3 protein-coding genes and 1 rRNA gene are annotated in these 5,511 nt (G+C 32.8%); 1 reads left to right on the top strand and 3 read right to left on the bottom strand.

What is annotated here, in order from left to right:
- Positions 1-484: 484 nt before the first annotated feature.
- Both nrdG and EXD82_RS09990 read right to left on the bottom strand, forming a co-directional pair.
- Complete coding sequence (nrdG, locus tag EXD82_RS09995) at positions 485-1,039, bottom strand: anaerobic ribonucleoside-triphosphate reductase activating protein (protein WP_330573811.1); 555 nt, start codon at positions 1,037-1,039, stop codon at positions 485-487.
- Positions 1,040-1,060: 21 nt separating this feature from the next.
- Positions 1,061-3,427, bottom strand: a complete 2,367-nt coding sequence (locus EXD82_RS09990) for an anaerobic ribonucleoside triphosphate reductase (RefSeq protein ID WP_142536774.1) — start codon at positions 3,425-3,427, stop codon at positions 1,061-1,063.
- A 567-nt stretch (positions 3,428-3,994) separates the two neighbouring features.
- Here EXD82_RS09990 and EXD82_RS09985 point away from each other — a divergent pair.
- Positions 3,995-5,185 (top strand): pyridoxal phosphate-dependent aminotransferase, encoded by a 1,191-nt coding sequence (locus EXD82_RS09985; protein WP_142536773.1) that lies wholly within the window; start codon positions 3,995-3,997, stop codon positions 5,183-5,185.
- A gap of 211 nt (positions 5,186-5,396) precedes the next feature.
- Here EXD82_RS09985 and rrf read toward each other — a convergent pair.
- Positions 5,397-5,511, bottom strand: a 5S ribosomal RNA gene (rrf, locus tag EXD82_RS09980); the annotation flags it as partial.

Below are 5,511 nucleotides of genomic sequence, written 5' to 3'. Positions count from 1 at the left end.
AAAATTGATTCTGTGCTCAGATATATCTGAATATCTGACTTAATTATGGTTTGTAAGAGTCCGAACAAATCGTTCGAACAAATTTATCTGCTGTTCAGTTTTCAAAGTTCATTTCTTGTTTTCTTTTGCCCTCTCTCAAGGACAGGTATTACTATACCATTATAGATTTAATCCGTCAACACTTTTTTTAAATTTATTTTATCCATAAAAATAACATTTTATATTTATTATTTTGTCCACATTATCTACAATTTATATACTACTGTATTACTTGCACCTATAATATTCCATTAATTTTATTCACATATTATCAACATTTTTTCAACATTATTAAATTTATATTTTATTTACTGATTTATTTATAATAATCAATACATCATAATTATCAGATAACAAAATCACTGGCACATTTCAAGATAGTCGCTATATTCTTTTATTATATATGTAAAAAGACCGGTATAAACTTATACCGGTCTTTGATAATCTATTTTGCCATAGGAAGAAATGTATCCACATAACCTTCAACATATTCTTCTTTTAATACTACTCTTTTTTCTTTAAGACTTCTTTTTACATCAATAACTCTCTGATTGGAAGATCCTCTAAAAAGCAGACTTATATCTCTTTTATCAATTTCAAATTTTCCATCTACAAGAACATCTATACTCTTAAGGAGCTTTTTGTTGATGAAAAAGTTTTTATTTGAAGGATTTAACAGTTCTTCAAACTTAAATCCTGTAAAAGCCCATACATCCATCCCTGTCTCTTTAAGCTTTCTTGCTATATCCTCAACTGCTTCAGGCTGAAGAAATGGTTCTCCTCCAGAAAGAGTAACTCCTCTTTGCAGTTTTCTTTCTTTTATTTCTTTTACTATATTATCTGTATCCTCTATAAAACCTCCATTCAGACTATGAGTCTGAGGATTGTGACATCCCATGCAATTGTGAGTACATCCCTGTGTCCATACAACCGCTCTTAGTCCAGGTCCGTCGACTATACTGTCAAATGTAACCTTTGAAGCAAGTCTTATCTTCATCATACCACCTTATCTTTCTTAAAACTACATATGTTTTACTCTATCTCTTACCTCTGCTCTTTTTGCATTGTTGAATCTATCTACTGTTCCTACAAGATATCCTGTTATTCTTCTTATTCTTTCAAATCCTATATCTCCATCTTTTTCATGTCTTCCACATGCAGGACAGACATCTCCATCTATTACTCCGGAATAACCGCATACAGGGTCTCTGTCTACAGGATGGTTTATACTTCCATAACCGATTCCGGCTTCTTTCATAGCTCTTACAACAGACTCAAATGCCTCTGTATTCTTTGATGGATCTCCATCAAGTTCTATATATGTTATATGTCCTCCATTTGTGAATTCATGATATGGAGCTTCCTTTGCTATTTTCTCATATGCACCTATATGATAATATACCGGCACATGGAATGAGTTAGTATAGTATTCTCTGTCTGTAACTCCTTTTATAACTCCGAATTTTTTCTTGTCTATTGCTGTAAATCTTCCAGAAAGTCCTTCTGCAGGAGTTCCTATAAGCGAGAAATTAAGTCCGTATTGTTCTGTAGCTTCATCCATTCTATCCCTCATATGAGATATAATTTCTATTCCAAGTTTCTGAGCTTTTTCACTTTCACCGTGGTGTTCTCCTATAAGAGCTACCAGACACTCAGCCAGACCTATAAATCCTACAGTAAGTGTTCCCTGTTTTATAACCTCTTCAAGTTCGTCTTCAGGTCCCAGATTATCAGAGCCCATCCATACTCCCTGTCCCATAAGGAATGGGAAGTTTTTCATTTTCTTTTTGCCCTGTATCTGCATTCTTTCAAGAAGCTGCTCTATAACTAAATCTATCTTTAGATCAAGATCTCTGAAAAATTCTTCTATATCAGTTTTTCCACCGTTTACCATTCCGTGTTTTATACCAAGTCTTGGAAGGTTTATAGTTGTAAAAGAAAGATTTCCTCTTCCGCTCACTGTTTCCGGCCCACATACATTTCCTATAACTCTTGTTCTACATCCCATATATGTAGCTTCTGTATCAGGATCTCCTTCTTTATAATATTTTATATTGAAAGGAGCATCAAGAAAACTGAAGTTAGGGAAAAGTCTCTTAGCTGATACCCTGCAAGATAGTTTAAATAAATCATAGTTAGGTTCTCCCGGATTAAGATTTATACCATCTTTAACTTTGAATATAAGTATCGGGAATATAGGTGTTTCACCATTTCCAAGACCTTTTTCCTGAGAAAGAAGTAGATTCTTGCTTACCATTCTTCCCTCCTCAGATGTATCTGTTCCAAAGTTTATACTTGAGAAAGGAACCTGTGCACCAGCCCTTGAATGCATTGTGTTAAGATTGTGTATAAATGCCTCCATAGACTGATAAGTTTTTCTATCTGTTTCCTTATATGCTTCTTTATATGCGAAATCTTTTATCCATTTTACTTTTTCAGCGTCGGCTCCATACATTTTTTCAAGTTTTTCAGATATATAATCAGAAAACTCCTCACTTTTATTTATTTCAAGGCTTACTTTTACTGAAAGTTCTTTTTCAGCTCCATATATAAGCTCTTTTATATCTTTTTCAGCTGTTTCACTATCCGCACCACATAAAAGCACTACTGCTTTTGTCATGTTAGCTATATACAGCTTTCTAAAAGTCTTGTACACTCCTTTTGCAAGTCCGTAATCAAAGAAAGGAATACTCTGTCCACCATGCTGATCATTCTGATCACTCTGTATTGCTATCGCCGCAAGAGCCCCATAGCTCATTATATCGTTTGGCTCTCTAAGAAATCCGTGTCCTGTAGAAAAACCGCCTTCAAAAAGCTTTCTTACATCTATCTGACAGCATGTAAGAGTTCCCATATTCATAAAGTCCATATCGTGTATATGTATGTCCCCTGAATCATGTGCCAGTGCATGATCCGGTTTTAATACATTGTTCTTACAGAATTCCTTTGATACTGCGCTTCCATACTGAAGCATTGTCCCCATAGCAGTATTTCCATCGATATTTGCATTTTCTCTTTTTATATCCTCTTCTACAGCGTCAGAGAATGTTATTTTTTCTATGGCTTTCATCAGTCTTGTCTTTGAATTTCTTATTCTGCTTCTTTCCGCTCTATAAAGTATATACTCTTCACTTGTTTTTGCATGTCCTTTTTCTATAAGAACTTTTACAACAGCATCCTGTATATCTTCAACTCCCGGTATTTCATTTTCAAATCTTTTTTCAAGAAGCTCTACAACATCTGAAGTCAGCTCCTCTGCCATTTTATAATCAGGTGCTTTTCCTTCTTTTTCAGCAACATCCGATGCTGCAAGAAATATAGCTCTGGTTATCTTATTGCCATTAAAAGGAATTACTCTTCCATCTCTTTTTCTAATAAATTCAATCATAATAATACATCCCCTAGTTCAATATGTTGTGTCCGTTTCTGTATTATACACTATATATAGTGTATAATTTTTAAAAAAATACCCTCCAACCAGGTTGAAAGGTTCTTCAATCATATATATGATGTTAACAAATTTGTCAGTTTTCGTCAAATGCCCTTAAAGCATTGAAACTACTTATCCATTTTTCCCAACGCCAGTAATTCTAATACCTATAAAATAAGAAATTTTTTTCTTTATAATTGATATTTTTTGTGTCCGATGCATTTTCTACGAATATTATGTCCAAAAATAATATAGATAATTTCATATGTCTCGAACTATATATCATTTAATTAATTTATAACTTGCCGTTTTATTATCTGAAAATTTCTATTTTTGAATTATTTTTTATTTTTCTATAGATATAATCATAGAAATAAGATATTATATATACTATAGTGTAAAAGCTGGATACATTTTATTTTATTAATATATAAGTTTATTTTTGTCATTAAATATTTATTTATTTAAGTTTATATGCGTTTTTCAGCTTTATATAAGAAAATTATACGACATGGAGGTATTTTTATGAAATTAGCAAACAGAGTAGATAACATGACCCCTTCTCTTACGATAGGAATCAGTTCTAAAGTAAAAGAAATGAAAGCTTCTGGAATAGATGTATTAAATATAAGCATCGGCGAACCTGATTTCACAGTTCCTGAAAAAGCAAAAGCATATGGTAAAGAATCACTTGATGATAACTGTACTAAATACGATCTTGTTCCAGGTCTTAAAATACTTAGAGAAGAAATAGCAAAGAAACTAAAAAAAGAGAACAACTGTGACTATACAGCAGATGAAATAGTTGTTTCAAGTGGAGCAAAAAATTCTATAACAAATGCTCTTCTTGCAGTTACAAATCCTGGAGATGAAGTTCTTATACCAAAACCTTATTGGGTAAGTTATCCTGAAATAGCAAAAATAGTAGGCGCAGTTCCTAAATTTATAGATACAGATAAAAAACATGGATTCAAACTTACAAAAGAGGAACTTGAGGCTGCTGTAACAGAAAAATCAAAACTTCTTATACTTACTAACCCTTCAAATCCAACTGGAAGTATATATACAAAAGAAGAGCTTGAGGATATAGTTGATGTATGTAGTAAACACAATATATTCATACTTGCAGATGAAATATATGAAAGAATATGCTACACAGGAGAATTTACTTCTGTAGCTTCTCTTTCTGAAAAAGCAAAAGAAATAACTATAACTCTTAACGGATTTGCGAAATCTGTCGCTATGACTGGACTTAGACTTGGATATACAGCTACAAACAGAGAACTTGCCAAAGCTATGAGTTCAATACAGGGACATATAGTTTCTCATCCATCACTTACTGCACAGTATATAGGATATGGTGCTCTTGTAGAGTGTGAGGACGATATAAATCACATGGTTGAAGTTTATAAGTCTAGAAGAGACATGCTTGTAAAAAGACTTGATGAAATAGAACATGTAGGTTATGTTCAGCCAGACGGTGCATTCTATATGTTTATAGATCTTAGTGAGGTTGCTGAGAAATACAATTACAAAGAAAGCTTCTCTCTTGAGTTCTGTGATGAATTCCTAAACGAGTACAAGGTTGCCGGTGTTCCTGGAGCTGCATTCGGACTTGATGAATATATGCGTATATCTTATGCATGCAGCGAAGATACTTTCATGGAAGCAATGAACAGACTTGAAGCTTTTATCAAGAAAATATTCGCTGAGTAATATATAATTTAAAATCGATATAAAATAAAAATACGTGGAGTATTATAGATTAATAGTATTATTAACTATTCATCTTATCTATCCACGTATTTTTTATATTCTTTCTTTTTTATGACCTATCTTATATCTGCGATATTTATAATTTTTATATCTATTAATAAGTAATTACCTCTATTATTAATTTTTTATATTTTGAAAATAAAAAAAGATTACGTGGCTACGACCTACTCTCCCGGGGGCCTTCGCCCCAAGTACCATCAGCGCTAGAGAGCTTAACTTCTGTGTTCGGAATGGGAACAGGTGTATCCTCTCTGCTATAGTAACCA

Origin of the sequence: Peptacetobacter hominis (assembly GCF_006861675.1) — a bacterium.
GTDB classification, from domain to species: Bacteria; Bacillota; Clostridia; order Peptostreptococcales; family Peptostreptococcaceae; genus Peptacetobacter; species Peptacetobacter hominis.
The sequence above is the reverse complement of the archived record's forward strand: the minus strand, read 5'-3'. Positions and strand labels throughout refer to the sequence as shown.